Consider the following 24061-nt stretch of genomic DNA (forward strand, 5'->3'; position numbering starts at 1 on the left):
TCACAAAAAGCAGAGACCCGGCAGCAATGCCGGGCCTCTTGTCATGAAGAGAAGCTGATGCCTCAGCTCTCCTTGGCCTCTCTCAGTTGGGAGGGCCTGAATTTCACCAGGAAGGCGAGGGTGATGAGGGCGGTGCTCACCAGACCGATGATGGTGGAAACATTCATCTCGAGGCCGAAACCGATGGGGGCGTTGGCCAGGTAGGTGATGACCACTGCGGTCATGAAGATGGCGGGAATGGTGCATACCCAGTGCAGCTTGCCTTCCTTGATGAGGTAGGCGGCCGCAGCCCACAGCATGATGACGGCGGTGGTCTGGTTGGCCCAGCCGAAGTAGCGCCAGATCACCCCGAACTCTGCCTTGGAGATGATGAAGCCAAGGATGAACATGGGGATGGCGATGAGCAGACGCTTGGCCATGGGCTTCTGGGTCAGGTTCAGGAAGTCCGCCACGATGAGGCGGGCGCTGCGAAACGCGGTGTCACCGGAGGTGATGGGCAGGATCACCACGCCGAGGATCGCCAGGATGCCGCCCACGGTACCGAGCAGGCTGGTGGAGACTTCGTGCACCACGGCAGAGGGGCCGCCGCTGGCCAGGGTGGCGTTGAGTGCCTCGGTGCTGTCGTAGAAGGAGAGACCCAGGGTGCACCAGATGAGGGCGATGATGCCTTCCCCAATCATGGCCCCGTAGAAGATGAAGCGACCGGAGCTCTCGTTCTGCATGCAGCGCGCCATCAGTGGGGACTGGGTGGCGTGGAAACCGGAGACCGCACCACAGGCGATGGTGATGAACAGCAGCGGCCAGAGCGGCAGATCCGTCGGGTGCAGGTTGGAGAAGTCCATCCCGGTGTTGTAGAAGCCCTTGCCGGAGACGATGAGGCCGATGATGAGGCCGACCGACATGAAGACCAGCAGCGCACCGAAGATGGGGTAGAAGCGGCCGATGATCTTGTCGATGGGGACGATGGTCGCGAGGATGTAGTAGGCGAAGATGGCCGCAATCCAGTAGACCAGATCGGTGGAGGTGAGGTTGGCGAGCAGGCCCGCCGGGCTCAGGACGAAGACCACGCCCACCAGCATCAGGAGCACCACGGCAAAGAGGTTCATGAAGTGCTTGGCGGCGGTGCCCAGGTGCTCACCGACCACGGTCGGCACCGAGGCGCCCCTGGCGCGTACCGACAGCATGCCGGAGAAATAGTCGTGGACCGCACCGGCGAAGATGCAGCCAAAGACGATCCAGAGCATGGCGACCGGACCATAGAGGGCACCCAGGATGGGGCCGAAGATGGGGCCGACGCCGGCGATGTTGAGCAGTTGAACCAGGTAGACCTTCTTGTCCGACATGGGGACATAGTCCACCCCGTCCGCCATGGTGATGGCGGGGGTCTTCAACTCGGGTTTGGGCCCGAATATCCGTTCGATGAATTTGCCGTATATGAAGTAGCCGGCTATCAACAAGCCGACACAGAGGAAGAACCAGATCATTGCTACGCTCCTGCTTTGTTATTTTTTGGTGTGCGCAGCCAGTGTAGGTGGGGACTTCTGTTAACGGCAGGTGAAAGGGGGTGAGCGGCGACATGGCGACCCGAGTGGTTGCCCGCTGTGATCCGGCGCACATCGCGCCCCGCTTTATTCCAGTCCCAGCTCGTCTTTTAGCTCCTTGAGGTAGCGGCGGCTGACCGGTACCCGGGCCCCGCTCGGGGTCACGATCTCCGCCAGTTGATTCTCCAGCAAACGGATTTCGAAGATGGCGGCCGGGGCCACCAGATACTGGCGGTGACAGCGCAGCAGCGGGGTCTTCTCCTCGAGGGACTTGAGGGTGAGCTGGGTGTGAAACAGCTCGCCCTGGCAGGCGACATGGACGCCGCCGAGATCGGAGAAGGCGTACTCCACCTGGGAGGTTGGGAGCAGCCGCACCCGGTTGTGCAGGTATCCGGGGATATGGTGGATGGTCGGGGCCAGGGTCCCGACCGGTTGCGGGGTGATGTCCTGCCTGAGCCGCGCCAGGGTCTTGGCGAGGCGCGCCGGCTCCACCGGCTTGAGCAGGTAGTCGAAGGCGTTCTCCTCGAAGGCCTGGATGGCGTAGTCGTCGAACGCGGTGACAAAGACGATGCGGGGCAGGGGATCGAGCATGGCCACCAGCTCCATGCCGCTGAGCTTGGGCATCTGGATATCGAGAAACACCACATCCGGCTTGAGTTGCTGGATGAGGCCGAGCGCCTCGATGGCGTTGCCCGCCATGCCCAGGATCTCGATGTCGGGATCGCTGGCCAGCAGCTCTGCCAGCTCTTCGCGGGCATAGGGCTCGTCATCGACGATCAGGGTGCGGATCATGTCATCTCCTTGGCGGTGGCGCGGGGTTGTCGTGGGAGCGTCAGGGAGACCCGGGTCCATTGCTCCGGCTCCCACTGGACGTCAATGCCATAGCGCTCGCCAAAGGCGCTCTTGAGGCGCTTGTCCACCAGGCTCATCCCCAGACCATCCCCCTGGCCGGATGGCTGCCAGGCCCCGGCGTTGTCTTCGACGCAAAGGGTGATCGCCTCGGGGGTCTCCCTCGCGAAGAGGCGAAGTCGCCCCTCTCCCAGCAGGGAGCAGATGCCGTGCTTGATGGCATTCTCGATGAGGGGCTGCAGGGTGAAGCTCGGCAGTTGCACCTCGGCAAGGTGGAGCGGGATCTCGTTGATGACGGTGAGCCGCTCGCCAAAGCGGGCCTGCTCTATCTCCAGGTAGGAGAGGCAGTGCTCCTGCTCCTCACGCAGCGTGGTCAGGCCGCTCTGGCGCTTGAGGTTGTTGCGAAAGAAGCGGGAGAGGTGCAGCAGCAGCTCCCGTGCCCGTCCCGGATCGCGGCGGGTAATGGCGCTGATGGTGTTGAGGGTGTTGAACAGGAAGTGGGGGTTTATCTGTGCCTGCACCAGCTTGAGCTCGGATTGCACCAGCAGGCGCTGCTGCTGCTCCAGGCGGCCTGCCAGCAGCTGCTGGGACAACAGGTTGGCGATCCCTTCTCCCAGGGTGTGATTGATCTTGAGGAAGAGCCGCTTCTTGGGCTCATAGAGTTTGATGGTGCCGATCACCCCCTCGTCACCCTGCAGGGGGATCACCAGCACGGAGCCGAGCTGGCACTGGGGGGAGATGCTGCAACGATAGGGCTGGCTGTTGCCATCGGCGAACAGCACCTTGTTCTGGGCGATGGCTTGCAGGGTGATCGCCGAGGTGATGGGGGTGCCCGGCTTGTGGTGATCTTCTCCGGTGCCGATGAAGGCGAGGATCTTGTCGGTGTCCGTGATGGCGACGGCGCCGACGCCGGTCTCTTCCTGAACGATATGGGCTATCTTGCCGCTGGCCTCCGGAGTGAACCCCTGGCTCATGATGCCGACGGTGCGGTTGGCGATGGTGAGCGCCTTGGCGGAGAAGACCCGGGAGAACTTTTCGTACATCCGCTGCTGGTCGCGGATCATGCTGATAAAGAGCGCCGCCCCGCAGGAGTTGGCGAGGATCATGGGGGTGGCGATGGTGCGCACCAGCAGCAGGGACTTGTCGAAGGGGGTGGCGACCAGCAAGATGATCACCATCTGCATGATCTCGGCCACGAAGGTGGTAAAGAAGGCGACCCTGGGCGCAAAGAGGTCATTGACCCTGCCTGCCCGCATCAGCCGCCAGTGAACCAGCCCCCCCAGCAAGCCTTCGCAGGTGGTGGAGATGGCGCAGGCGAGATCGGTGAACCCCCCCAGGGTATAGCGGTGCAGGCCGCCGGTCAGCCCCACCAGGCATCCCACCAGGGGGCCGCCCAGCAGTCCCCCCAGTACGGCACCGACCGCCCGGGTGTTGGCGATGGCATCATCGATGTCGAGGCCCACATAGGTTCCCAGTATGCAAAAGCAGGAGAAGATGACATAGATGAGCACCTTGTGGGGAAGCCTGACGGAGTAGTTGGCCAGGGGACGCAGCAGGGGACTCTTGGAAAAAAGGTAGGCGATGACCAGACTGACGCTCATCTGCTGGAGCAGAGAGAGGACTAGTTGCATAAAAAAGCTTCCTCAAACACCACGCCGGAGCCGGGCGTTGTCATGACGCAGGGTGAGCCTGAGCCCGTCTTGATGCGGGCTGCGGGCTGAACGCTGCGGCAGTTTGCCAGAATGGAAAAATAAAACCATATAAAATCAGCACGTTAAATTGATATTTGTGTAATCGGTGCCCGCTTGATATTGCTGATGCGAGCATGAAGGTATCCACCGGATACGCCACACGGAGGTGGCATGCTCCGCCCGGCCATCGGCTGGGCGTTTTTTATCCAGCTCCAATGGTGGACGATTTCGAGGGGACCTGAGCAATTATTCAGGTTTGTCCAATGAGTTATCCCCAGCTTCTGGGGATAACTCAGAAGGCGAAATAGTAACAGACCCGCCGACCCAGACCGAAAAAGGCGCGTTGCGCGTCGTCCAGCTCTTCCTGTCTGAGGGTGGCGACGATGCTTCGCGCATCTTCCCGCAGATCGATCATGACCACCCCTTCCGGCCGCTGTCCCTTGAGGTAGGGCAGCACCTTGGGTCTGAGGGGCATGCTGGGCTCGGTGGAGAGCACCAGGGCCAGGGCATCGTCATCCAGGCGCACCAGGGAACCCGGCGGATAGACCCCCAGTACCTTTATCAGCAACCTGACCTGGGTTTGCTCGAACTTCTTCTGCGAGAGCTTGTAGAGCTGGCCGATCACCTGGCTGGGTCCCGGCGGGTTCAGGCCGCTGCGCGGATGAAGCAGCTCGTCATAGTGATCCACCAGCCCGATGAGGCGGGCGAGAGGGGGGATCTTGTCGCCCTTGATCCCGAGGGGAAAGCCGCTGCCATCGAGGCGTTCGTGATGCAGGTAGGCGACCTCGCGGATCCTGGGTTCGAAAGCCTGCAACTGGTTGAGCATCTCCAGTCCGTACTGGGGGTGCATGTTGAGGAAATTCTGCTCCGCCTTGCTGAGCTCCCCCCGCTTATGGATGATCTGGCTCGGGATCCTGAGCTCGCCGATGTCGTGGATCAGGCCCGCCAGACCGGTCTCCTCGATCTCGACGGGATTCATGCCAAGCTCCCGTGCCATCAGCATGGCGATGAAGGCCACGCTCAGGCTGTGTTGCAGCAGGGTATCCGTGTTCTGGCTGCGGATGAGGTGCAGACCGAGCGGCCCCTGGTGTTCTGCCAGACGGGCGGCGGTGCTGCGCACTATCTGCGCAGTATTGGCCAGGCCTTCGTCCGGTTTGAGGTTGAGGGCGCCAAGGGCGTCGCGAAGATCTGACAGGGATTGACCGAACGCCTTGTCCGCGATGCGAAGGGAGCGCCTGAACGCCTTTTCGTCGAAGGTGGGGCCCTCAGAAGAGGGGGCGGTATCCCCGGTGTCGCTCATCTCAAGAGAGGGAACGGGTTCGGCCCGCAGCAGGGGCTCTACCGGCAGATCGCTCTTGTCGGGATCCACCATCAGCAGGGTCAGGTCGAGGTGGCGGATGATGTCGAGCTGCTGCTGGTCCTTGATTTTGAAGGCGTTGAACATGAAAGGGTGGCTCGTCCATCCCGTGGGAAGATGGATGTAGTGGCCGACTCTCAACTGCTCGATAGAGGCCTGTATCAGCGCCATGGACTAGCTCTTCTGTCGAATTTGCCTATCAACAAGCTAGCAAAATTAAACAGATAGACAAACAAAAAAGCCCGCGCATGTGCGCGGGCTCTTGTCATCCGTGGCGTTTATCAGGCCTTGGATTTTTTCTTGTTGTCCACCTTGGTGTCGACCTTGGCTGCAACCGGGGCGGCAGCAGGGGCTTCCTCGATGAAGGGACGGCCGTAGTAGGTGTCCATCAGGATGGCTTTCAGCTCGGTGATCAGCGGGTAGCGCGGGTTGGCGCCGGTGCACTGGTCATCGAAGGCTTCCAGCGCCAGCTGGTCTACCTTGGCCAGGAAGTCCGCTTCGTTCACGCCGGCTTCGCGGATGGAGGCCGGGATCCCCAGGGTGGCCTTCAGCTCGTCCAGCCAGGTCAGCAGCTTCTCGATCTTGGCGGCGGTACGGTCACCGGCAGCGGTCAGGCCCAGGTGGTCAGCCACTTCGGCGTAGCGACGGCGAGCCTGCGGACGGTCGTACTGGGAGAACGCGGTCTGCTTGGTCGGGTTGTCGTTCGCGTTGTAGCGGATGACGTTGCTGATCAGCAGGGCGTTGGCCAGACCGTGGGGGATGTGGAACTCCGCACCCAGTTTGTGGGCCATGGAGTGGCACACACCCAGGAAGGCGTTGGCAAACGCGATACCGGCGATGGTGGCGGCGTTGTGCACCTTCTCGCGGGCAACCGGGTCGTTGGCGCCGTTGATGTAGCTGGAGGGCAGGTAGTCCTTCAGCAGTTTCAGGGCTTGCAGCGCCTGACCGTCGGAGTATTCGTTGGCCAGCACGGAGACATAGGCTTCCATGGCGTGGGTCACTGCGTCGATACCACCGAAGGCACACAGGGATTTGGGCATGCCCATCACCAGGTTGGCATCCACGATGGCCATGTTCGGGGTCAGCTCGTAGTCGGCCAGCGGGTACTTCATGCCGGTGGCGTCGTCGGTCACGACCGCAAACGGGGTCACTTCAGAACCGGTACCGGACGTGGTGGTGATACAGACCAGTTCGGCCTTCACGCCCATTTTCGGGAACTTGTAGATACGCTTGCGGATGTCCATGAAGCGCATTGCCAGGTCTTCGAACGCGGTGTCCGGGTGCTCGTACATGACCCACATGATCTTGGCGGCATCCATGGGTGAACCACCACCCAGGGCGACGATCACGTCCGGCTTGAAGGAGTTGGCCATCTCGGCGCCCTTGCGGACCACGGACAGGGTGGGGTCGGCTTCCACTTCGTAGAAGATCTCCACTTCCATGTTCAGCTTCTTGAGCAGGCGAACCACTTCATCGGCATAGCCGTTGTTGAACAGGAAGCGGTCGGTCACCACCATGGCGCGCTTCTTGCCTTCCAGGTCGCCCAGGGCGATCGGCAGGGAACCACGACGGAAGTAGATGGATTTCGGAAGTTTGTGCCACAGCATATTTTCTGCCCGTTTTGCGACTGTCTTCTTGTTGATCAAGTGCTTGGGACCGACGTTCTCGGAGATGGAGTTACCACTCCAGGAGCCGCAACCCAGGGTCAGGGACGGGGCCAGCGCGAAGTTGTACAGGTCACCGATACCACCCTGGGTGGAGGGGGTGTTGATGAGGATACGGGCGGTCTTCATCTTGTCGCCGAAGTACTTGATGCGGTCGGCATTGCGATCCTGGTCGGTATAGAGACCGGAGGTGTGGCCGATACCACCGATGTTGACCATGTCGCAGGCCATTTCGACGGCTTCTTCGAAGTTCTTGGCACGGAACATACCCAGCGTTGGAGAGAGTTTCTCGTGAGCGAACTCGTCTTCCGCGCAGAGTTCCAGACCTTCACCGATGAGGATCTTGGTGGTGGCAGGCACGGTCACACCGGCCATGGCGGCGATCTTGGTGGCAGGCTGGCCCACGATGTCGGCGTTCAGGGCGCCGTTGATCAGCAGCACTTTACGCACCTTGTCCGCTTCGTCCTTGGAGAGGATGTAGCCGGCGTGGGTCGCGAAACGCTCCTTGACCTGGTTGTAGATGGAGTCGACCACGATGACAGCCTGCTCGGAGGCACAGACCACGCCGTTGTCGAAGGTCTTGGACATCAGGATGGAGGCGACGGCACGCTTCACGTCGGCGGTTTCGTCGATGACGATGGGCACGTTGCCCGCACCCACGCCGATGGCGGGTTTGCCGGAGGAGTAGGCGGCCTTCACCATGCCCGGGCCACCGGTGGCCAGGATCAGGTTGATGTCGTCGTGACGCATCAGGGCATTGGAGAGTTCGACGGAGGGTTGATCAATCCAGCCGATGATGTCTTTCGGTGCACCGGCAGCCACGGCTGCATCCAGTACCAGCTTGGCAGCGGTATTGGTGGAGTTCTTGGCGCGGGGGTGCGGGGAGAAGATGATGGCATTGCGGGTCTTCAGGGAGATGAGGGCCTTGAAGATCGCAGTGGAAGTCGGGTTGGTGGTCGGTACGATACCGCAGATGATGCCTACCGGCTCGGCGATGGTGATGGTGCCCATCTCGTCGTCCTGGCTCAGGATGCCGCAGGTCTTTTCATCTTTATAGGCGTTGTAGATGTATTCGGAGGCGAAGTGGTTCTTGATAACCTTGTCTTCGATGATACCCATACCGGATTCAGCCACGGCCATCTGGGCCAGGGGGATACGGGCGTTGCTGGCGGCCAGGGCGGCGGCACGGAAGACCTTGTCTACCTGCTCTTGCGAGAAGCTGGCGAATTGACGCTGTGCTTCTTTGACGCGGGCAACCAGTGCATCCAGTTCAGCCAAATTGGTTACTGCCATGTTTATCTCCTGATGATTTGAAAACTGTTTAGTAAGACCTTGGCAATGCCCGGCAATTATAGCCACCTTGTCAAGGCGAGAATCACCATAACGGGGTATTTACATGCCTTAGTAAACTGTTTTCTGGCTCGATTATAGGGTCGGGATGTGTCAGAAAAGATTGATCTGGATCATATGTAACAAAAGAACAAAAGAAATTTTGTTTCACCCCTTGTCGCACCATTATGTTACGGGAGTGTGTCATCCTTTCTTGGCATCACGAGCTGCTGTCATGCGCCCTTGGAATATCTGCTCAGGGAAGGGGATCTGATGAATTCTCGCCTTGACCGGGATGGGGGGAGGCGGTATCGCCGTGATGGTGGCAGAACGTCCACTCCCCTGACGTTTCATTTATGTTGAGAAAGGGGTTGTTGTTTTCATCCAGTCGCCCTGGCGAAACAGCACATCTGGCGGTGGCAGGGAGCGCGTCAACTCTTCACAGCCGGCCCCACTGGCGCCGCACCAGGGTGAGGAAGGACAAAATCGGGGTCACAGGAGCGGGTGGGGGCGGCAAGCAGGCGTGGTAAGAAGCAAGGGTGCCATTTGCCGAAAATATCGTTTCTTGGCTGAGGGTTGATATAACGCGCTGCCATGGCACCCGGCGATGTTAATGGCGGCCTCTCTCCCTTAACAACCCGATATGTTGAATTTTATCGATACATTAGCGGAACTAACTAAAAAGCCCCGGTAAGGGTGAGATTATTTGATTGGAGAAGGGAAAAGCCATGGTGTAAATTTACGCGCAGTTTGGGGGCTGGCCCCTTGTGGCTCGTATTGGTTCTGGATGGCGCCTATGGCAGCAATAGACTTCTCTTTATACCTGAAATTTTTCGTCGGCCTGTTCGCGATCATCAACCCGCTGGGTCTGTTGCCGGTCTTTGTGAGCCTGACGGGCCACATGTCGCCGGAGGAGCGACGCAAGACCAACACCACCGCCCACATTGCCGTGATGATCATCCTGATGGTCTCCATGTGCATGGGACAGCTCATCCTCGACAGTTTCGGCATCTCCCTGGCGTCGTTTCGCATTGCCGGTGGCTCGCTGATCACCCTGATCGCCTGGTCCATGCTGCAGGGCAAGCTGGGGGAGGTGAAGCACAACAAGCAGGAGAAGGGTGAACTGGCTGCGCGTGAATCCATTGCCGTGGTGCCCCTGGCACTGCCGTTGATGGCCGGACCCGGTGCCATCTCCTCTTCCATCGTCTATGCCAGCCAGAAGACCCTGCCCCAGATGGCCGGCATGTTCGTGGTGGTGGTGGCGTTTGCCTGCTGCTCCTGGCTCATCTTCCGGGCTGCTCCCCTGCTGTTCAAGCTGATGGGCAACACCGGCATCAACGTGGTGACCCGTATCATGGGTCTCATCATGATGTCCCTTGGCATCGAGATCATCGTGGCGGGCATCAAGGGAGTCTTCCCCGGTCTGGTGTGAGCCAGGTCCGTTTTTGTCGGAGCCGGTCCTTGTGACCGGCTTTTTATTGTTTCTTTTTTGTTGGTCATTTCCTAGAATCGAGCGGCCTTGTACGAAAAATGACCGCCTCGGGATATTTAAATGCTGAATAAATGGTTTTAAGTTGTTTTTTTGACCATGAAAGCGGCCTGTTCCTGATGATATCTATTGCATTATCAGAATTGTCAGGGAATTATGCGGGCAGCGAGGTGTTTGTCTCGTGGATAACAAATGCATGGAATGTTCTTGTTGGAGTATGGAAATGACTCATAGAAAAACAATTATTAATACCCTTTTATTGACTGCACTTTTCGGTGGCGCCACCCTGGCTCACGCCGCCGATGTCCCCGCCGGTACCAAGCTTGCTCCCGAGCAAACCCTGGTGAAAGGCAATGGTTCCGAACCCGCCACCCTGGATCCCCAGAAAGTGGAAGGTACCCCCGAATCCAACGTATTGCGTGACCTGTTCGAAGGTCTCGTCTCCTCCGGCCCCAAGGGCGAAACCCTGCCCGGCGTCGCCGAGTCCTGGGAAACCAAGGACAACAAACACTACGTGTTCCACCTGCGCAAGGATGCCAAGTGGTCCAACGGGGATCCCGTCACCGCTCATGACTTCGTCTTTGCCTTCCAGCGCGCGGTGGATCCCAAGACGGCCTCTCCCTACTCCTGGTACATGGAGATCCCGACCATCATCAATGCCTCCGACATCATCGCGGGCAAGAAGCCGGCCGACACCCTGGGTGTGAAGGCGGTGGACGATCATACCTTCGAGGTGCAGCTGGAGAAGGCGGTGCCTTACTTCGTCAGCATGCTCTCCCACACCACCACCTATCCGGTCCCGAAGAAGGTGATCGAGAAGTTCGGTGACAAGTGGACCCAGCCCGGCAACATGGTATCCAACGGCGCCTACGTGCTGAAGGACTGGGTGGTCAACGAGCGCGTCGACGTCGAGCGCAACCCCAACTACTGGAACAACGGCAAGACCGTCATCAACAAGGTGACCTACCTGCCCATCCAGTCCACCAACGCCGAGCTGAACCGCTATCTGGCTGGCGAAGTGGATCTGACCTACAACATGCCCATCGAACGCTTCAAGCAGATGAAGAAAGAGCTGCCGGACGAAGTAAAGGTCAGCGGCTATGTGGGCACCTACTACTACCAGTACAACTTCAAGCACAAGCCGTTTGACGACGTGCGGGTGCGTACCGCCCTCTCCTATGCCATCGATCGCAACGTGATCGCCGACAAGGTGATGGGCAAGGGCGAAACCCCGGGCTACACGCTCGTGCCTGATTTTGTAGATGGCTTCAAGCCGGTGGCGCCGGCCTGGTCCAAGCTGACCCAGGCAGAGCGCGATACCAAGGCGAAAGAGCTGCTGACCGAAGCCGGTTACGGCCCGGGCAAGCCGCTCAAGTTCGAGCTGCTCTACAACACCGACGACAACCACAAAAAGGTGGCCGTGGCCGTCGCCTCCATGTGGAAGAAGCTCGGCGTGCAGGTGAGCCTGGTGAACCAGGAATGGAAGACCTACCTGGAGACCAAGAAGCAGGGTAACTTCGACGTGGGCCGCGCCGGCTGGATTGCGGACTACAACGAAGCCTCCTCCATGCTGGATCTGATGCAGACCACCCACGGCAACAACGACGGCAAATACTCCAACCCGACGTTCGACAAGCTGATGAGCGAGTCCCGCAACCAGGTGGATGCCGAGGCGCGCAACAAGCTCTATGTCCAGGCCGAAGAGATCCTGGCCAAGGACATGCCGATCGCCCCCATCTATCAGTATGTGACCTCCCGCATGGTCAAGCCCTACGTGGGTGGCTACCCGGCCAACCCGCTGGACAACATCTACAGCAAAGACATGTACATCGTTGCTCACTGAGTAAAGAAACAAGTCGCATAACAAGCAGGGCCCGCCAGACGGCGGGCCTTTATTACAACCGCGACCCTTTGGAAGCAGTACAGGACAGGAAATGTCTATGTTGAAATTCATCCTTAAACGTCTACTGGAAGCGATCCCGACTCTGCTGGTCTTGATCACCGTCTCCTTCTTCATGATGCGCTTCGCCCCGGGTAACCCCTTTACCAGCGAACGCGCCCTGCCGCCGGAAGTCCTGGCCAACATCGAAGCCAAATATGGCCTGGACAAGCCCATCGGCATGCAATACCTCACTTACCTCGGCAACCTGGTCCAGGGGGATCTGGGGCCTTCCTTCAAATACAAGGACTTCACCGTCAATGATCTGGTGAGCCAGGCCCTGCCTGTCTCCGCCAAGATAGGCTCGGTCGCCTTCCTGCTGGCAGTGACCCTGGGGGTCACCTTCGGCACCATTGCGGCCCTGAAACAGAACACCCTCATCGACTACCTGTTGATGTCGTCGGCCATGGCCGGGGTGGTGATACCCGGCTTCGTGCTGGCACCGCTGCTGGTGCTCTTCTTCAGTATCTATCTGGGCTGGTTCCCGGCGGGGGGCTGGCAGGGGGGCGGCGCCCAGTTCATGGTACTGCCGGTGTTCGGCATGATGATGTACTACATCTCGGCCATCTCCCGCATCATGCGCGGCAGCATGATCGAGACCATGAACTCCAACTTCATCCGTACCGCCCGCGCCAAGGGGCTGCCCCTGCGCCACATCATCCTCAAGCACGCGCTGCGCCCGGCCATGCTGCCGGTGGTCTCCTACCTGGGACCGGCCTTCGTGGGCATCATCACCGGCTCCGTGGTCATCGAGACCATCTTCGGCCTGCCGGGGATCGGCCAGCTGTTCGTCAACGGTGCCCTCAACCGTGATTACTCCATGGTGCTCGGTCTGACCATTCTGGTCGGCGCCCTCACCATCACCTTTAACGCCGTGGTCGATATTCTCTATGCCGTCATCGATCCCAAGATCCGTTACTAAGCCGGGAGTTCATCATGGTAGTCACAACTGAAAAGCGCGAAGCCGTCGAGGCGTTCGCCCAGAAAGTGGAAGTGGTGGAAGGACGCTCCCTGTGGAAGGATGCCCGTCGCCGTTTCCTGCGCAACAAGGCGGCCCTGACCAGCCTCATCATCCTGACCATCATCGGTCTGGCGGTGATCGTGGGGCCCCACCTGTCCCAGTACACGTTCGATGACCCGGACTGGGGGGCCATGCAGAGTGCCCCGGACATGGAGACCGGCCACTGGTTCGGCACCGACAGCCTGGGGCGCGACCTGTTCGTGCGTACCCTGCTCGGCGGACGCATCTCCCTGATGGTCGGCATCATGGGGGCCCTGGTGGCCGTCATCATCGGCACCCTCTACGGCGCCGCGTCCGGCTTCATCGGCGGTCGCGTCGACAGCCTGATGATGCGCGTGCTTGAGATCCTCAACGCCTTCCCCTTCATGTTCTTCGTGATCATGCTGGTGACCTTCTTCGGTCGCAATCTGGCCCTCATCTTCCTCGCCATCGGCGCGGTGAGCTGGCTCGACATGGCGCGGATCGTGCGCGGCCAGACCCTGAGTCTCAAGAGCAAGGAGTTCATCGAGGCGGCCCACGTCTGCGGCGTCTCCAAGTGGAAGATCATCACCCGTCATATCGTGCCCAACGTGCTCGGCATAGTGGCGGTTTACGCCACCCTGCTGGTGCCGGGGATGATCATGTTCGAATCCTTCCTGAGCTTCCTGGGTCTGGGCGTGCAAGAGCCCATGACCAGCTGGGGCGCCCTGCTGGATGAAGGCTCCAAGTCGATGGAAGTGGCCATCTGGCAACTCCTGTTCCCCGCCGGTTTCATGGTGGTGACCCTGTTCTGCTTCAACTTCCTCGGGGATGGTCTGCGTGATGCCCTGGATCCCAAGGATCGCTGATACCCAGGGACCGGCAAGACGCCAAGGGGCCATCAGACCCGTTCAGGGAACGCACCGCGTTCACCACGGGCAGGCCCCCATCACGACAGCGCGATAAGGAGTACTGAGATGAAATTACTGGATGTGAAAGATCTGCGGGTCGAGTTCAAGACCCCGGACGGCAATGTGGTGGCCGTCAACGACCTCAACTTTTCTCTTTCTGCTGGCGAAACCCTGGGGATCGTCGGGGAGTCAGGCTCAGGCAAGTCCCAGACGGCCTTTGCCATCATGGGGCTGCTCGCCAAGAACGGTGTCATCACCGGCTCGGCCAAATTTCAGGGCGACGAGATCCTGAATCTGCCGGAGCACAAGCTCAACAAGATCCGCTCCGAGAAGATCGCCATGATCTTCCAGGACCCCATGACGTCGCTCAACCCCTACATGAAGGTCAAGGATCAGCTGATGGAAGTGCTGATGCTGCACAAGGGGATGACCAAGGCTGCCGCCTTCGAGGAGTCGGTGCGCATGCTGGATGCGGTGAAGATCCCCGAGTCGCGCAAGCGGATGAACATGTATCCCCACGAGTTCTCCGGCGGCATGCGCCAGCGGGTGATGATCGCCATGGCGCTCCTGTGCCGGCCGCAGCTGCTCATCGCTGACGAGCCGACCACGGCGCTGGACGTGACGGTACAGGCCCAGATCATGACCCTGATGAACGAGCTCAAGCGCGAGTTCAACACCGCCATCATCATGATCACCCACGATCTTGGCGTCGTGGCCGGCATCTGCGACAAGGTGCTGGTGATGTATGCAGGCCGGACCATGGAGTACGGCCGGGTCAACGATATCTTCTATCGCCCGAGCCACCCCTATACCGAAGGCTTGCTGCGCGCCATTCCCCGCCTCGACACCGAAGGGGAAGAGCTGCCCACCATTCCGGGCAATCCGCCCAACCTGCTGCGTTTGCCCACCGGCTGCCCCTTCCAGGAGCGTTGCCACCGGGTGAGCGAGATTTGTGGCCAGCAATCGCCGATCCTGACACCGTTCAACGACGGCCGGGAGCGGGCGTGCCACTGGGTATCGGATGCCATGATCAAGGGAGTGAACTAAATGGGTACTGACAAGAAACTGCTGCTGGAAGTGTCCGACCTCAAGGTTCACTTCAGCATCAAGAGTGACAAGGCCTGGCCCTGGGCCAAGCCCTCCGCCCTGAAGGCGGTGGACGGGGTGACCCTGCGCCTCTACGAAGGGGAGACCCTGGGCGTCGTGGGGGAGTCCGGTTGCGGCAAATCCACCTTCGCCCGTGCCCTCATCGGCCTGGTACCGGCCACCGACGGCAAGGTGGTGTGGCTTGGGCAGGACTTGACCAAGCTCGAGCAGAACGCCCTGCGGGAGAAGCGCAAGGAGATCCAGATGATCTTCCAGGACCCGCTGGCCTCCCTGAACCCCCGCATGACCATAGGCGACATCATCGCCGAGCCCCTCATCACCTTCTACCCGACCCTGCCAAGGGAAGAGGTGAAGGAGAAGGTGCGCGCCATGATGACCAAGGTGGGTTTGTTGCCGAACCTGGTGAACCGTTACCCCCATGAGTTCTCCGGCGGCCAGTGCCAGCGCATCGGCATCGCCCGGGCGCTCATCCTCGAGCCCAAGATGATCATCTGTGACGAGCCGGTCTCGGCGCTGGATGTCTCCATCCAGGCTCAGGTGGTGAACCTGCTCAAATCCCTGCAAAAGGAGATGGGGCTCTCCCTCATCTTCATCGCCCACGACCTCTCCGTGGTCAAACACATCTCCGATCGGGTGCTGGTGATGTACCTGGGCAACGCGGTGGAGCTGGGGACCGGCAAGGAGATCTTCGCCAATCCCCTGCACCCCTATACCAAGGCGCTGATGTCGGCGGTCCCCATCCCGGATCCGGATCTGGAGCGCAGCAAGGTCATCCAGATCCTGGAAGGGGACTTGCCATCCCCCATGAATCCGCCCTCCGGTTGCGTGTTCCGTACCCGCTGCCCGGTGGCAGGTCCGGAGTGCGCCAAGACCCGGCCCCAGCTCGAGGGCAACTTCGACCACGCGGTTTCCTGTCTCAAGGTGGATCCGCTCTGAGAACCTGTTAACGATCTTGCTGCGAGGCCGTGATCAAGGCTCATGCGCTGCTCGGAATCCTCATGTATCCATATACATTCCGGTTCCTGCGCTGCTCTTTACCTTGTTGACGACCTCTCGCGACAGCTCGTAAACAGGTTCTAAGGAGAACCGTATCGAGAAGGGCGCGTGCTGGCGCCCTTTTTATTGCATGGGGGATAAGATGCCTCTTGGCGCCAGCGGTTGTCGCTGCTACTATCCGCCGCACAAGGGGAGTAACTTCTCGCCGGTTTGTCGTCATTACGGTGCACCCATATCCTGCAGTGCACCCGGCAGCCGGGCAGTCGATGTCAATCGGCTGTAAGTGAGACCTTGCCGAGAGGCAAGGTGTATCTGCTCCAAACGCGAACCCACTGCCTCCCGGCCGTGGGTTTTGTCGTTTTGGGAGAAGTGAAAATGGGTGAATGGTGGATGTGGACCGGTTTCTTCAGCATAGTGCTGGTCCTGTTGTGGATTGATATCCGCTTTGTCGGTGGCGGCAAGGCGCACAAGGTGTCGCTGAAAGAGGCGGGCATCTGGTCTCTCATCTGGGTCAGCGTGGCGCTCCTGTTCAACCTAGCCATCTGGCTCTGGCTGGATCACAGTGCCGGGCGCGAAATCGCGAACCAGAAGGGGCTGGAGTTTCTCACCGGCTACCTCATCGAAAAGGCATTGGCGGTGGACAACGTCTTCGTCTGGTTGATGCTGTTCGGCTACTTCGCCATCCCGGCGGAGCTGCAGCGCCGGGTCCTGCTCTACGGGGTGCTGGGGGCCATCGTGATGCGCGCCGGCATGGTGTTCGCGGGCAGCTGGCTCATCGAGCAGTTCCACTGGATCCTCTACCTGTTCGGGGCCTTCCTGCTGCTGACCGGTGCCAAGATGCTGTGGGCGGCCGACAAGGAGCCGGATCTCGAGAACAATGCCCTGCTCGGCTGGATGCGTCGTCGCTTCAAGGTGACCGAGACGCTGGAGGGAGAGAAGTTCTTCGTCTGGCGTGACGGTGTGCGCTACGCGACCCCGCTGCTGCTCATCCTGGTGCTGGTGGAGGTGAGCGACCTCATCTTCGCGGTGGACAGTATCCCGGCCATCTTCGCGGTGACCACGGATCCCTTCATCGTGCTCACCTCCAACATCTTCGCCATCATGGGGCTGCGCGCCATGTACTTCCTGCTGGCCGGGGTGGCCGATCGCTTCGCCCTGCTCAAATACGGCCTGGCGCTGATCCTGATGTTCATCGGGGTCAAGATGTTGCTGCTCGATATCTTCAAGATACCGACCGGCATCGCCCTTGGCGTGGTGGCGCTGATCCTGCTGGCCTCCATGGGGCTGAGTCTGCTGATGACCCGCAAAAAGGCGGCGTGAACGGTGCAGTAAAAAGGGCTCCCTCGGGAGCCCTTTTTCATGCCAGCAATTTGCTTAGCGCTTGATCTTCTTGGGGTTGGTGTAGCCCCAGACGGTGTACATGTCCGCCAAGAGGGCACCGTTGTACTCCTCCAGATCGGATTGTTTCACTTCAGCATCACCCTGGCGTCCGAACAGGACCACCTCGTCACCGGGTTTGATCCCCTTGATGTCGGTGACGTCCACCATGGTGGTGTTCATGGAAGTCTTGCCCACGACGGGGGCCTTCTGGCCATGGATCAGCACATAGGCCTTGTTGCTCATGGCGCGGCGGTAGCCGTCGGAGTAGCCCATCGGCAGGTTGGCCAGCAGGGAGTCGCGCTTGAGGGTGAAGGTGCGGTCATAGCCGACGGTGTTGCCCGCCGGGTAGTGGTTGACGGAGGCGACCTGGGTCTTGAACGCCATCACCTTCTTGTACTCGGTGTAGGAGGGAATGGTGTCGCCATAGATGATGCCGCCCGGGCGCACCATGTCAAAGTAGGCTTCCGGCACTTCCAGGGTTGCGAAGGAGTTGGCGGCGTGGATGGTGAGCTTGCTGCGATCCAGCTTGCCGGCGTCGATGAGCCACTGGTAGTCCAGCTTGAACTGGGCCAGCCCCAGCTTGACGTCCTCTTTCTCCTCCACCGGGAAGTGGGTCATGATGCCGACCGGGGTGATCCCCTTGAGCTTGAGCATGGCCAGGGCATCGGCCTTGGCATCGTCCTGGCGCAGATCGATGCCGTTGCGGCTCATGCCGGCGGAGTTCAGGCCAATGTGCACCGGGATGTTGGTGTCATGGCGCTGGGCGATGTCGGCGATCCCCTTGGCGCTCTCCAGGCTGCCGATGAGCTCTTCCAGCTTGTAGGGCAGGGCCTGCTCCACTTCATCCGGGGTGGCGGCACGCACCCGCATCAGGCGACCTTCGAAGCCCTTCTCGCGGGCAACACGTGCTTCTTCGTTGCTGGCGATGCCGATGCAGGGGATGCCTGCCTTGACCACGGAAGGGACCAGCAGGTCGATGCCGTGACCGTAGGCGTCCGCCTTCATGATGGCGCAGATCTGCGGGCCCTTGTCACCGAGGCGATTCTTCAGGGTCTGGATGTTGTGCTCGAAGGCACCGAGATCCACTTCCAGCCAGGCGTTGGCGGCGGTCTGTTCCTGACCGTTGCGGTGGTCGTCGGCGAGCGGCAGATAGGGGGCGGCGACCGCCTGGCCGGCCAGCAGGCCAAAAATCAGGGTCGCGAGCAGTGTTTTCTTGTGCATGGGGCAAGTCCTTTCTTATTGTCTTGAGTTGAGGCTGGGCTCATCGCTGAGGCGAGCTGCGGCATGGCTGGTCATAGCATGTTGCTATGCTAATGATATATTTCACTTTTTATCCAGATGCCGACTCTGGGAGTGTATCTCAACGGCGTCAATCGTGGCACGTGTTGCAGGAAGAAAATATGAAGCTGACGTTGCGGATTCCACCGTTGCTGCTGTTCGTCGTCATCGTGCTCGCCATGTGGCTGGGGCGGGGCGAGGGGAGGGCAGCGCCCCTGTGGCTGGTGCTGGTCGCCACGCTGGTGCTGGTCGCCACGCTGGTGCTGGTCGCCACGCTGGTGCTGGTCGCCACGCTGGTGCTGGTCGCCACGCTGTGGCTGGCGGGAGCCCTGCTGGGAGGCGGTGCGCTTCTGCATTTCTGGCAGCAGCGCACCACCGTGCACCCCCAGCGGCTGGAGAGCAGCCGGGTGCTGGTGACCCGGGGCGTCTATCGCATCAGCCGCAATCCCATGTACCTGGGGCTGCTCTGCTGGACCCTGGCGCTGGCGTGCTATCTGGGAGGCATGGCAGTGTGGCTCGGGCCGCTGCTGCTCTGGGGCTGGCTTACCCGCTTCCAGATCCTGGCGGAGGAGCAGGCGCTGCGGCGGCAATTCGGCGATGCCTATGACGACTATTGCCGGCAGGTCAGGCGCTGGTGTTGAGGCGCGGCGTGCCCATCAGGCATATGACAACGGCCCGCAGAGGCGGGCCGTTGTCATGGGGGTCAGGGGATCACGCCTTGGCGGTGTCCACCTCGCCGAGGGGGGCGGTCTCCCCCAGGCTGTCTTCGCTCTTGGCCACCACGCTCGCGGCGATGGCGTTGCCCAGCACGTTGGTGGCGGAGCGCCCCATGTCGAGGAAGTGGTCGATACCGAGCAGCAGCAGGATGCCCGCTTCCGGGATGTGGAACTGGTTGAGGGTGGCGGCAATCACAACCAGGGAGGCGCGGGGCACCCCGGCCATTCCCTTGGAAGTAACCATCAGCAGCAGCAGCATGGTGATCTGCTGGGCCGTGGAGAGCTCGATGCCATAGGCCTGGGCGATGAACATCACCGCGAAGGTGCAGTACATCATGGAGCCGTCAAGGTTGAAGGAGTAGCCCATGGGGAGCACGAAGCTGGCGATGCGCTTGTCACAGCCAAATTTCTCCAGCCTGTCCAGGGTCTTGGGGTAGGCAGCCTCGGAGCTGGCGGTGGAGAAGGCCAGCAGGATGGGCTCGCGGATGAGGGCGAGCAGGGTCAGGATGCGGCGGCGGATGAAGAGGCTGCCCATGGCGATGAGCAGCAGCCAGAGGCAACCTAGCGCCAGATAGAACTGGGCCATGAAGGTGCCATAGGTGGCGAGGATGCCGAGCCCCTCCTTGGCGACCATGGCGGCGATGGCGCCAAACACCGCGAACGGGGCGAAGTTCATCACGTAGCCGGTCACCTTGAGCATGATCTCGGCGCCGCTGGCCATCAGCTTGACCACGGGCTTGGCGTCGTCCCCCAGGGCGGCGGCGGCCAGCCCGAAGAAGAGGGAGAAGACCACGATCTGCAGGATCTCGTTGGTGGCCATCGCCTCGACCACGCTTTTCGGGATGGCGTGGGTCACGAAATCCTTGAGGGAGATGGCGGTGGCAACCACGCCGGAGCTGGCGCCGTCATCGGGCAGGGAGAGGGAGAGCCCCACCCCAGGTTGCATCAGGTGGACCATGACCAGCCCCAGGGTCAGGGACATCAGGGAGGCGAGCATGAACCAGCCCAGGGTCTTGACGCCGATGCGGCCCACGGTGCGGGTGTCACCCATCTTGGCGATGCCGACCACGAGCGTGGTGAACACCAGGGGGGCGATGATCATCTTGATGAGGCGCAGGAAGATGTCGGTCAGCAGGGTGATGTCATCGGCAAAGCCTGCGGCCTGTGCGGGCGCGAGCAGGCGATAACCCTGCCCGGTCACGATGCCAAGCAACATCGCAATGAGGATGGCAACGGTCAACTTGTTCATTTTCATGGGGGAGTTCCGGTTTCGATAGGTGCAATGCCTGTGCAGGCGGCGAGGGGCCGCCTCAGTCCTTTTTTGTGATCCGGGCGGTGGAATCCAGACAGCCGGTGTGCTGGAGAATGCCTAATCGCGAAGGGGAAATCCAGTGACTTGTTTCGGAGTTTTGTGCTGTTATTAGCTGCATTTGATATGCATCTTGTGATTTATTTGTATTAATCGCTGTTTATTTTAATTTTTGCGAGATAAACGGCTTCCATGCTCTGCGCGTCCCGGGGGTTGGCCTCCAGGGTGAAGACGAGCAGGGCCGAGGTGCGATGTTCCACCTGCATGTCGTCCATGAAGGTGTCTGGCTCGTACTCGTCGAACCCGAATTGGGGGCGGGTCGGGGTGACCCTGACGGCATCCCGCGACAGGGTCAGCGTCTCGACCTGAATCCAGGGGTATCCCTTTGCCAGTGCCACCTCACCGGCCCGCTTGAGCACGTATTTGCGCGCCGTTTCCCTGTCCACCAGATCGTTGCCCACAAACTCCAGTTGCCAGCGGGCAGGGCCAAGCTGGGTCTGTGAAAAACCGGTCTGGCCATTCCAGAACGATTTTTCACTGTCATAGGCGGTGGCGCAGCCCGCGAGCTGACCGACCAGCAGGGCGCTGAGGGCAAGGGTGCAGAAAGTACGAAGGGAAGGCAACATGATGCGGGCCGCTTGGCAAAGGGGGTTTTACTACAGCACAAAGGGGTTGGAGAGACAATCGCGGCGGAAGACCATAAAAGAAAAGGCCTTGTCGTCTGACAAGGCCTTTCTCGGGGAATTTGGTCGGTGTGAGAGGATTCGAACCTCCGACCCTCTACACCCCATGCAGATGCGCTACCTGGCTGCGCTACACACCGACGGAGTCAGCTCGGCTGACGGGGAGGGAGTTTATGGAGATGCCCCGACCCTGTCAACAGGGGAAATCCAGGTTCGAGATCGTTTGCCTGCTTTGCGAGCAACTTCGGATCAAAGTGCGACCAGCGGTGTATTTTGTCGGCACCTCACCGCTGTCTTGCAGGAAAAACGGCCACCCGGAGGCGGCCGTTTGGCGTGATGCTCTCAAGCCGAGATCAGCGGTTGAAGGTCAAGCGCATGCCCAATACCTTGTCGGTGACCTGACCGTTCTGCCAGGCAATCTGGCCGTTGACCAGGGTCATCTCAAGCAGGGCGCGCTGGAAGCGGTCATCATCCAGATCAGCGGTTGAAGGTGAGTCGCTTGCCCAATACCTTGTCGGTGACTTGGCCGTTCTGCCAGGCAATCTGGCCGTTCACCAGGGTCATCTCGATGGTGCTCTGGAAGCGGTAGCCGTTGAACGGGGACCAGCCGCACAGATAGAGCAGGTTGCTGTCGGTGACCACGTAGGGCTTGCCGAGATCCAGCAGCACCAGGTCGGCGAAGTAGCCTTCCCGGATGTAGCCGCGATCCTGCACCTGGAAGCGTTCGGCCACCGCGTGGGAGGTCTTCTTGACGATGGTTTCCAGGCTGAAGACCCCGTTGTGGTAGAGCTCCAGCAGCGCCTGCAGGGAGTGCTGCACCAGGGGCACGCCGGACGGCGCCTTGAAGTAGCTGTTCTGCTTCTCTTCCCAGGTGTGGGGGGCGTGGTCGGTGGCGATGATGTCGAGCACATCGTTGCGTACCGCATCCAGCAGGGCGTGCTGGTCGGCAGCGCTCTTCACCGCCGGGTTGCACTTGATCTGGCTGCCCAGGGTGTCGTAGTCCGCCTCGTTGAAGAAGAGGTGGTGGACGCACACTTCGGCGGTGATGTTCTTGTCCTTGAGATCCTTCAGATCCGGGGTGGCGGTAAAGAGCGAGAGCTCTTTCGCCGTGGTCAGGTGCAGCACGTGCAGCTTGGCGCCGTACTGCTTGGCCAGGGAGACCGCCATGCTGGAGGATTTGTAGCAGGCGTCCGCGCTGCGGATGCGGCCGTGCTCGCGCATGGGCACGTCTTCGCCCCACTTGGCGCGAGCTTCGTCTTCCAGCACCTTGATGGACGGGGTGTCCTCGCAGTGGGTGACGATCATCACCGGGCTTTCGCGGAAGATGGCTGCCAGGGTCTCCTGGTTGTCCACCAGCATGTTGCCGGTGGAGGCCCCCATGAAGATCTTGATGCCGCAGGACTGCTTGGGATCGAGCTTCTTGATCTCTTCCAGGTTGTCGTTGGTGGCACCCAGGTAGAAGCTGTAGTTGGCGGCGGCGGAGTTGGCGGCGATCTGGTATTTGGCTTCGAGGGCGTCGATGGTGGTGGTCTGGGGATTGACGTTGGGCATTTCCATGAAGCTGGTGGTGCCACCGGCCACGGCGGCCCGGGATTCACTGGCGATGGTTCCCTTGTGGGTCAGGCCGGGTTCCCGGAAGTGGACCTGATCATCGATCATCCCGGGGATGAGATGACGGCCCGTTGCATCGATCACCACGGCATCGGGGGCACTGATGTCCGGGGCGACGCGGGCGATCCGCTCACCCTCGATCAGGACGTCGGAGGCATAGATGCGGCCTTCGTTGACCAGGGTGGCATTCTTGATAAGCAATTTGTTCATGGGGGGTTCCAGTTCCTTTGCCGATAATCCGGGGTCATAATATCGCAAACTGCACTTTCTCTGTAGCAAGGCCTGAGTAATGAAGTTATTTGTTAGAGATTTGACTGTGATCGATTCCAGCTATTTATGCGAGCGCCGCGGCATGGTGGGCGAGAGCTGGCTGGTGGACATCGAGATGAGCGGCGAGCTCAACGAGATGAGCATGCTGCTGGACTTCGGTCGGGTGAAGAAGCTCATCAAGTCGATCATCGATGAAGAGGTGGATCACAAGCTGCTGGTGCCGACGGAATGTCCCCTGGTCCATGTCCACGCGCTGGAGAACGACGAGAGCACCGTGGATCTGCTGCGTCCGGGTCGCGCCATTCACCTGCGTTGCCCGACCCAGGGCTTGGCCTTCATTCCCGCCCCCCAGGTGGATAAAGAGTCGGTGACCCGCTATCTGCTGGGGGTACTGGCCAAGCGGCTGCCCGGCAACATCAAGGATCTCTCCCTGACGTTGCGCCAGGAGCGCATCGAGGGCGCCTTCTACCACTACAGCCACGGCCTCAAGAAGCACGACGGCAACTGCCAGCGCATCGCCCACGGCCACCGCTCTCCCGTCGAGATCCTGGTGGACGGGGAGCGTGACGAGGAGCTGGAGTTCAACTGGGCCGAGCGCTGGGCCGACATCTACCTGGGCACAGAAGAAGACAGGGTGGCCCTTGGCGAACTCGCCCTGAGCGAGCGGGCCGAGGCGTCACTGAAAGAAGGGGACGCTCACTACATCGGCTTCAAGTACGTGGCGCCCCAGGGGCTGTTCCAGCTCGCCATGCCGGCGGCGGAGGTGGAGATGATCGACACCGACACCACCATCGAGTTGCTGGCCCACTACATCGCCCGCGAGGTGAAGAAGCAGGTTGGGGACAAGTTCGTCAAGATTGTCGCCTATGAAGGGGTCGGCAAGGGCGCCATCGCCTACGCCTGATCCCGCGCCGCATGCCAGTAAAAAACAAGGCCCCGCCAATGCGGGGCCTTGTCATATC

At 60.5% G+C, this 24061-nt stretch carries 19 protein-coding genes and 1 tRNA gene; 10 read left to right on the top strand and 10 right to left on the bottom strand.

Annotated features, from left to right (window positions below; translation table 11 throughout):
• Positions 1-62: 62 nt before the first annotated feature.
• The 5 genes from AB7E19_RS11465 to adhE all read right to left on the bottom strand — a co-directional run bounded on the left by AB7E19_RS11465 (position 63) and on the right by adhE (position 8395).
• The gene (locus AB7E19_RS11465) at positions 63-1484 is read right to left on the bottom strand and encodes a carbon starvation CstA family protein (protein WP_010674323.1); all 1422 of its coding nucleotides are present in this window, start codon (positions 1482-1484) and stop codon (positions 63-65) included.
• A gap of 144 nt (positions 1485-1628) precedes the next feature.
• Positions 1629-2333 carry a two-component system response regulator BtsR gene (gene btsR, locus AB7E19_RS11470; RefSeq protein ID WP_010674324.1) on the bottom strand — a complete coding sequence of 235 codons (705 nt, stop codon included), beginning with the start codon at positions 2331-2333 and terminating at the stop codon, positions 1629-1631.
• Positions 2330-4021, bottom strand: a complete 1692-nt coding sequence (locus tag AB7E19_RS11475) for a LytS/YhcK type 5TM receptor domain-containing protein (protein ID WP_427935317.1) — start codon at positions 4019-4021, stop codon at positions 2330-2332. Before AB7E19_RS11475 ends, btsR begins: the two co-directional genes overlap by 4 nt.
• A 352-nt stretch (positions 4022-4373) precedes the next feature.
• Complete coding sequence (locus AB7E19_RS11480) at positions 4374-5609, bottom strand: HD-GYP domain-containing protein (RefSeq protein WP_427935319.1); 1236 nt, start codon at positions 5607-5609, stop codon at positions 4374-4376.
• Positions 5610-5719: 110 nt separating this feature from the next.
• Complete coding sequence (gene adhE, locus AB7E19_RS11485) at positions 5720-8395, bottom strand: bifunctional acetaldehyde-CoA/alcohol dehydrogenase (protein WP_041215422.1); 2676 nt, start codon at positions 8393-8395, stop codon at positions 5720-5722.
• An 832-nt stretch (positions 8396-9227) separates the two neighbouring features.
• On the opposite strand from adhE, the gene AB7E19_RS11490 reads away from it, so the two are divergent.
• The 7 genes from AB7E19_RS11490 to AB7E19_RS11520 all read left to right on the top strand — a co-directional run bounded on the left by AB7E19_RS11490 (position 9228) and on the right by AB7E19_RS11520 (position 17172).
• Positions 9228-9863 (top strand): YchE family NAAT transporter, encoded by a 636-nt coding sequence (locus AB7E19_RS11490; protein WP_010674328.1) that lies wholly within the window; start codon positions 9228-9230, stop codon positions 9861-9863.
• Positions 9864-10143: 280 nt separating this feature from the next.
• Positions 10144-11763, top strand: a complete 1620-nt coding sequence (locus tag AB7E19_RS11495; RefSeq protein WP_103259898.1) for an ABC transporter substrate-binding protein — start codon at positions 10144-10146, stop codon at positions 11761-11763.
• A 97-nt stretch (positions 11764-11860) separates the two neighbouring features.
• Positions 11861-12781, top strand: coding sequence for an oligopeptide ABC transporter permease OppB (oppB, locus tag AB7E19_RS11500; RefSeq protein ID WP_010674330.1), 921 nt, complete (start codon positions 11861-11863; stop codon positions 12779-12781).
• A 14-nt stretch (positions 12782-12795) separates the two neighbouring features.
• Positions 12796-13707 (top strand): oligopeptide ABC transporter permease OppC, encoded by a 912-nt coding sequence (oppC, locus tag AB7E19_RS11505; protein WP_010674331.1) that lies wholly within the window; start codon positions 12796-12798, stop codon positions 13705-13707.
• Positions 13708-13815: 108 nt separating this feature from the next.
• Entirely contained in the window at positions 13816-14796 is a 981-nt protein-coding gene (locus AB7E19_RS11510; protein WP_039038983.1) for an ABC transporter ATP-binding protein, read from the top strand.
• Complete coding sequence (gene oppF, locus AB7E19_RS11515) at positions 14797-15792, top strand: murein tripeptide/oligopeptide ABC transporter ATP binding protein OppF (protein WP_045525464.1); 996 nt, start codon at positions 14797-14799, stop codon at positions 15790-15792.
• Between the two features lie 435 nt (positions 15793-16227).
• The gene (locus AB7E19_RS11520; RefSeq protein WP_029314355.1) at positions 16228-17172 is read left to right on the top strand and encodes a TerC family protein; all 945 of its coding nucleotides are present in this window, start codon (positions 16228-16230) and stop codon (positions 17170-17172) included.
• A gap of 54 nt (positions 17173-17226) precedes the next feature.
• On the opposite strand, the gene alr is transcribed toward AB7E19_RS11520, so the two are convergent.
• Positions 17227-18453, bottom strand: a complete 1227-nt coding sequence (gene alr, locus AB7E19_RS11525) for an alanine racemase (RefSeq protein ID WP_010674335.1) — start codon at positions 18451-18453, stop codon at positions 17227-17229.
• 179 nt (positions 18454-18632) lie between these two features.
• Here alr and AB7E19_RS11530 point away from each other — a divergent pair, with 179 nt between their 5' ends.
• Positions 18633-19151, top strand: a complete 519-nt coding sequence (locus AB7E19_RS11530) for a methyltransferase family protein (protein WP_427935324.1) — start codon at positions 18633-18635, stop codon at positions 19149-19151.
• 70 nt (positions 19152-19221) lie between these two features.
• On the opposite strand, the gene AB7E19_RS11535 is transcribed toward AB7E19_RS11530, so the two are convergent.
• The 3 genes from AB7E19_RS11535 to AB7E19_RS11545 form a co-directional block, all read right to left on the bottom strand.
• Entirely contained in the window at positions 19222-20481 is a 1260-nt protein-coding gene (locus tag AB7E19_RS11535) for a dicarboxylate/amino acid:cation symporter (protein ID WP_041215419.1), read from the bottom strand.
• 203 nt (positions 20482-20684) lie between these two features.
• A complete protein-coding gene (locus tag AB7E19_RS11540) occupies positions 20685-21161 on the bottom strand; it encodes a CC0125/CC1285 family lipoprotein (protein WP_233462593.1) in 477 nt (158 codons plus the stop codon).
• A gap of 120 nt (positions 21162-21281) precedes the next feature.
• Positions 21282-21358: transfer RNA gene (locus AB7E19_RS11545), tRNA-Pro, on the bottom strand.
• 33 nt (positions 21359-21391) lie between these two features.
• On the opposite strand from AB7E19_RS11545, the gene AB7E19_RS11550 reads away from it, so the two are divergent.
• A complete protein-coding gene (locus AB7E19_RS11550) occupies positions 21392-21706 on the top strand; it encodes a hypothetical protein (RefSeq protein ID WP_427935327.1) in 315 nt (104 codons plus the stop codon).
• Here AB7E19_RS11550 and AB7E19_RS11555 read toward each other — a convergent pair.
• Entirely contained in the window at positions 21696-23039 is a 1344-nt protein-coding gene (locus tag AB7E19_RS11555) for a dihydroorotase (RefSeq protein WP_039038976.1), read from the bottom strand. The two genes, AB7E19_RS11550 and AB7E19_RS11555, sit on opposite strands and share 11 nt — an antisense overlap.
• Positions 23040-23118: 79 nt before the next feature.
• Here AB7E19_RS11555 and AB7E19_RS11560 point away from each other — a divergent pair, with 79 nt between their 5' ends.
• Entirely contained in the window at positions 23119-24003 is an 885-nt protein-coding gene (locus AB7E19_RS11560; RefSeq protein WP_427935329.1) for a 6-carboxytetrahydropterin synthase, read from the top strand.
• Positions 24004-24061 lie beyond the last annotated feature (58 nt).

The organism is Aeromonas sp. (assembly GCF_050252055.1).
GTDB lineage: Bacteria > Pseudomonadota > Gammaproteobacteria > Enterobacterales > Aeromonadaceae > Aeromonas > Aeromonas caviae.

Excerpts from the sequence above, each read along its gene's own strand:
- AB7E19_RS11465 (WP_010674323.1), bottom strand. The coding sequence starts at position 1,484 with ATGATCTGGTTCTTCCTCTGTGTCGGCTTGTTGATAGCCGGCTACTTC.
- btsR (WP_010674324.1), bottom strand. The coding sequence starts at position 2,333 with ATGATCCGCACCCTGATCGTCGATGACGAGCCCTATGCCCGCGAAGAG.
- AB7E19_RS11475 (WP_427935317.1), bottom strand. The coding sequence starts at position 4,021 with ATGCAACTAGTCCTCTCTCTGCTCCAGCAGATGAGCGTCAGTCTGGTC.
- AB7E19_RS11480 (WP_427935319.1), bottom strand. The coding sequence starts at position 5,609 with ATGGCGCTGATACAGGCCTCTATCGAGCAGTTGAGAGTCGGCCACTAC.
- adhE (WP_041215422.1), bottom strand. The coding sequence starts at position 8,395 with ATGGCAGTAACCAATTTGGCTGAACTGGATGCACTGGTTGCCCGCGTC.
- AB7E19_RS11490 (WP_010674328.1), top strand. The coding sequence starts at position 9,228 with ATGGCAGCAATAGACTTCTCTTTATACCTGAAATTTTTCGTCGGCCTG.
- AB7E19_RS11495 (WP_103259898.1), top strand. The coding sequence starts at position 10,144 with ATGACTCATAGAAAAACAATTATTAATACCCTTTTATTGACTGCACTT.
- oppB (WP_010674330.1), top strand. The coding sequence starts at position 11,861 with ATGTTGAAATTCATCCTTAAACGTCTACTGGAAGCGATCCCGACTCTG.
- oppC (WP_010674331.1), top strand. The coding sequence starts at position 12,796 with ATGGTAGTCACAACTGAAAAGCGCGAAGCCGTCGAGGCGTTCGCCCAG.
- AB7E19_RS11510 (WP_039038983.1), top strand. The coding sequence starts at position 13,816 with ATGAAATTACTGGATGTGAAAGATCTGCGGGTCGAGTTCAAGACCCCG.
- oppF (WP_045525464.1), top strand. The coding sequence starts at position 14,797 with ATGGGTACTGACAAGAAACTGCTGCTGGAAGTGTCCGACCTCAAGGTT.
- AB7E19_RS11520 (WP_029314355.1), top strand. The coding sequence starts at position 16,228 with ATGGGTGAATGGTGGATGTGGACCGGTTTCTTCAGCATAGTGCTGGTC.
- alr (WP_010674335.1), bottom strand. The coding sequence starts at position 18,453 with ATGCACAAGAAAACACTGCTCGCGACCCTGATTTTTGGCCTGCTGGCC.
- AB7E19_RS11530 (WP_427935324.1), top strand. The coding sequence starts at position 18,633 with ATGAAGCTGACGTTGCGGATTCCACCGTTGCTGCTGTTCGTCGTCATC.
- AB7E19_RS11535 (WP_041215419.1), bottom strand. The coding sequence starts at position 20,481 with ATGAAAATGAACAAGTTGACCGTTGCCATCCTCATTGCGATGTTGCTT.
- AB7E19_RS11540 (WP_233462593.1), bottom strand. The coding sequence starts at position 21,161 with ATGTTGCCTTCCCTTCGTACTTTCTGCACCCTTGCCCTCAGCGCCCTG.
- AB7E19_RS11550 (WP_427935327.1), top strand. The coding sequence starts at position 21,392 with ATGGAGATGCCCCGACCCTGTCAACAGGGGAAATCCAGGTTCGAGATC.
- AB7E19_RS11555 (WP_039038976.1), bottom strand. The coding sequence starts at position 23,039 with ATGAACAAATTGCTTATCAAGAATGCCACCCTGGTCAACGAAGGCCGC.
- AB7E19_RS11560 (WP_427935329.1), top strand. The coding sequence starts at position 23,119 with ATGAAGTTATTTGTTAGAGATTTGACTGTGATCGATTCCAGCTATTTA.